Origin of the sequence: uncultured Campylobacter sp. (assembly GCF_938018145.1) — a bacterium.
In the GTDB taxonomy this organism is placed as follows: Bacteria; Campylobacterota; Campylobacteria; order Campylobacterales; family Campylobacteraceae; genus Campylobacter_A.
Window position 1 is genome coordinate 1 of sequence record NZ_CALIII010000353.1, and the last position, 3,164, is coordinate 3,164.

4 protein-coding genes are annotated in these 3,164 nt (G+C 46.5%); 3 read left to right on the plus strand and 1 reads right to left on the minus strand.

What is annotated here, in order from left to right; all coding sequences use genetic code 11:
• Window positions 1–411: 411 nt before the first annotated feature.
• Window positions 412–1,488, minus strand: coding sequence for a flagellar biosynthesis protein FlhB (flhB, locus tag Q0338_RS08100; RefSeq protein WP_298086310.1), 1,077 nt, complete (start codon window positions 1,486–1,488; stop codon window positions 412–414).
• An 89-nt stretch (window positions 1,489–1,577) separates the two neighbouring features.
• Here flhB and Q0338_RS08105 point away from each other — a divergent pair, with 89 nt between their 5' ends.
• The 3 genes from Q0338_RS08105 to Q0338_RS08115 are packed head-to-tail and all read left to right on the plus strand — an operon-like array spanning window position 1,578 to window position 3,119.
• On the plus strand, window positions 1,578–2,033 hold the full coding sequence (locus Q0338_RS08105) for a hypothetical protein (RefSeq protein WP_298086311.1): 456 nt from the start codon (window positions 1,578–1,580) through the stop codon (window positions 2,031–2,033).
• A complete protein-coding gene (locus tag Q0338_RS08110) occupies window positions 2,003–2,176 on the plus strand; it encodes a hypothetical protein (RefSeq protein ID WP_298086312.1) in 174 nt (57 codons plus the stop codon). Before Q0338_RS08105 ends, Q0338_RS08110 begins: the two co-directional genes overlap by 31 nt.
• A complete protein-coding gene (locus Q0338_RS08115; RefSeq protein WP_298086313.1) occupies window positions 2,121–3,119 on the plus strand; it encodes a hypothetical protein in 999 nt (332 codons plus the stop codon). Before Q0338_RS08110 ends, Q0338_RS08115 begins: the two co-directional genes overlap by 56 nt.
• Window positions 3,120–3,164: the final 45 nt, after the last annotated feature.

Here is a 3,164-nt window from a genome sequence, read left to right on the forward strand (position 1 = left end):
CTTATCGTTTTTCGCTCAAATTTGAAGCCAAATTTCAAATTTGCAAATTTTACCCACCGAGACCCGCACCTTGAAAGCGTCAAATTTGATTCAAGTCCGCGATGCTTTGCGTCAGCAAAGCAGTGTCGCCACATTAAAAGCGTCGTAGGGGGAGGGGGATTAAAGGGGGTGGGGAGCGACTTCGCCATTCAAGCCCCCACCCCCTTTACAACAAAGTAAAAAACAACCTTAGATGGTTGTTTTTTACTCAAAGAACTTAATTTACAATGCTAAATTTGATAAAACCAAATTTAGCGCCTTAAAGATGCGGGTCTCGGCAGGTAAAATTCTAAAATTTATCCAAATTTGAGCGGCGCAAATTTGACTCCGAATTTGGCTTCAAATTTACAGCCAAAAGGTCAAATTTAAATTTCACTTCAGCCTATCGCCGAATTTTTGTTTGTCGCTCATATAGACGAAGCTTAGCACCTCGGCGACGGCACGAAAGAGCTCTGAAGGTATCATATCGTTTACCTCGCACATCTTGTATAGCTCGCGCGCTAGCGGCGGATTTTCGACGATTTTGACGTTGTTTTGCACTCCGATTTGCTTGATGCGAAGCGCTAGAAAATCCACGCCCTTAGCGAGGATCACGGGCGCTTTTTCCTTTGTTTTGTCGTAGCGAAGGGCGACGGCGTAGTGGGTCGGGTTGGTGATGATGACGTCTGCTTGCGGGATATTTTGCATCATTCTGTTGCGCGCGGCTCGCATTTGCAGCTGGCGGATGCGACCTTTGACCTGCGGGTCGCCCTCCATCTGTTTGTACTCATCCTTGATCTCCTGCTTGCTCATTCTTAGGTCGCGAAAATACTGAAAACGCACGATCAGCACGTCAAGAAGCCCGATGATAAACATCACGATTAGCATCACGGCAGCTAAAATCAGCATTTTTTCTTTTAGCCACGCCAGCTGTGCCGCCATCGAGAAAAACAGCGTATGCGGCAGCTCTTTGATGAAGCTAAAAAACATCAAAAATCCGACCGTAAAAACCGCCGTGACCTTGAGCACCATTTTGATGCCGTCTATCAGTTTTTTAAGAGAAAAGAGATTTTTGAGCCCTTTTATCGGGTTGATTTTGTTTAAATTTGGCTCCAAAGGCTTAGTCGTAAATATAAATCCAAACTGCATGAGGTTGGCGACGACGCCCGCGATCGCGATGCAAACGGCGATAGGCAGGATGATGAGCAGCGTGCGAAATATCGTCGTGATCGCGACGCTAAAGAGCAGCTTGCGCGTAAATTCTTGTCCGATTAGGCTCTGATAGTAGTTATACAGCGTGAAAAACTGATCGCCGATGAAGCCAAGAAGCGCCACAACGACGAAGATCGCGACCGCGAGCGTGACGAAGCCTGCGAGGTCTTGGCTTTTGGGGACGTTGCCGTCCTTGCGCGCGTCTTCGATCTTTTTGGAGGTGGGTTCTTCGGTTTTTTCTTGGTCTTCGCCTGCCATCTCTATCCTGAATTTGCTTAAATTTGGGCGATTATACCTAAAAGGAGGTTAAATTTTACGCTACAATTGTCTAAATTTAAAGGATAAAAATGCAAAAGCTTGACGATCACGTAAGCGAGTGGTTTGGGCAGATGAGAGCGCGTAACGAGGCTGCCGCGGATCACTTTAAAGACTGCAAGATCCCCTACGACGAGTCAAATTTGATAGAAGTTTTGCAAAGCTCGCAGGATAAATTTGATCTCCTTTGGGCTGCCGTTGCCCTGCGCGAGCTAGGCACGACGCGCGCGATCCCCGCTCTAAAAGGCGCCGTCAAATTTAAAAGTCTAGATGTACAAGGTAACGCGGCTCTAACTACCGCGTTTTTAGCTGACGGCGTCGAGAACGGCTTTTTGGCGAGTTTGCTTGTCAGCAAAGAGCACCGCGCTAAATTTTACGCGATGACAGGGATCTTATATGAAGAGGACGCGTGCCTTTTGTTTTGGAGTATTCGGCTAAGGCGACCAAAGGCGGCAAGGTGCTTGCTAAAACGCCGTGCGAAGGGCTAGACTGGCTCTATCTGGCTAGATACGGCTCGCATTTGCCCCTGGCGCAAGAAGTTTTTGATAAAATAAATAAAAATAGGGAGTATGTAGATGAAACTGTTTTCACAAGACTCGCAGGAGAATTCCCGCAAATTTTCACAATCTAAAAAACCGCAAAAGAGCGAAACCGAGCTGCTTTTGGACGAGTGCGGCGAAGTTTTAGCCAAGCTAAAAAAGAAAAATTTGAGCGAGCGCGAGTTTTTATGCGAGTTGATAAAACTGATGGCTTTTTCGATACCGCAAATTCCTTATGAAATTTGGCTGGAAAAATGTATAGAAAGCGGCGATGTGGAGGCTTTAAACGACCTTGTTTTTCAGTACGCCAGAAACGAGCTGCTGCCCGGCTGCGAGGGCGGATACGATCAGTGCGAGAGGCTTATTCATTCGTTTCTTGCGCTAGCGTGCGGCGACATGAACGGCGCGAAAAACGTAATGACGCACTCTATGCCGCCTAGCACGAACGGATATAGATTTTTGTGCGTGATGAGCGATCTGGTTTCGGCGCTGCTATGGGACGATAAAAAATCGCTCGAGCCCACACTGAAAAAAGCGCGTAGATTTGCGGACTCCAAAAAGCCGATAAATGAAAGAGAAGCGGTAAAATTCGTCCTTGCCTTGCACGAAAAAGACGCGGCCGCGATGAGCGAGAGTTTGAGTAATTTTTGCGTAAAAGTCGCTAGAACCGCCGCGCCGCAATTTGAAAAGAGGATTAGTTTTTTCGCGCACGGACTTTACGCCTTGGCGCATTACCTCTTACCTTTTGAGATTTTTGAGCGCATTAGCTTGCCGAAAGCTAAAAATTTTAGCGAAATTTACGCAAAAAGGCTTTTGGACGGCAAACCGGCGCAGCCAAAATTATACTTTAGTTTTCCACCTGAATTTGACGTTTTTAATCAAATTTTAAACGCGCCGCCGGCTAAAACCGTACTTCATCAGCCTTTTGACGGGCCTTCGCCGAACGATCAAATACGCTTCCTAGATCACGACGCGATGGTCGAAAATTTGGCGGATGAAATTTTAAAAGCTAGGACATTAAACCAAAATTTATAAATTTTTGGGTATCATCCGTCTCTTACAACCAACAAAGCTCCCCAA

Bases quoted from the DNA above. Each gene is read 5' to 3' on its own strand.
- flhB (WP_298086310.1), bottom strand. From the start codon at position 1,488: ATGGCAGGCGAAGACCAAGAAAAAACCGAAGAACCCACCTCCAAAAAG.
- Q0338_RS08105 (WP_298086311.1), top strand. From the start codon at position 1,578: ATGCAAAAGCTTGACGATCACGTAAGCGAGTGGTTTGGGCAGATGAGA.
- Q0338_RS08115 (WP_298086313.1), top strand. From the start codon at position 2,121: ATGAAACTGTTTTCACAAGACTCGCAGGAGAATTCCCGCAAATTTTCA.